General features: G+C 68.5%; 1 protein-coding gene. It reads left to right on the top strand.

From position 1 onward, the window contains the following. Positions 1 to 336, top strand: a 336-nt coding sequence (locus tag FLQ44_RS22525; RefSeq protein ID WP_170253069.1) for a GspE/PulE family protein, incomplete at both ends; no start/stop codon positions are given.

Below are 336 nucleotides of genomic sequence, written 5' to 3' on the forward strand. Positions count from 1 at the left end.
GCGCCTCGGACATCCACATCGAGCCCTATGAGCAGGCCCTGCTGATCCGCATGCGCGTGGACGGAGTGCTGCACGAGGCCCTGCGTCTGAACAGCCGCATCACCCCGCTTCTGGTGTCGCGCATCAAGGTCATGGCGCGGCTGGACATCGCCGAGAAGCGCGTGCCCCAGGACGGGCGCATCCCACTGGCCCTGGGCGGTAAGACGCTGGACGTGCGGGTCTCCACCCTGCCGTCGCGGGCCGGCGAGCGAGTGGTGCTGCGCATCCTGGACAAGGATCAGGCCGGTCTCAGCCTGTCCGAACTGGGCATGGACGCGCACACGCTGGAGGCCTTCA

This window comes from Vogesella mureinivorans, from assembly GCF_007644035.1.
GTDB lineage: Bacteria > Pseudomonadota > Gammaproteobacteria > Burkholderiales > Chromobacteriaceae > Vogesella > Vogesella mureinivorans.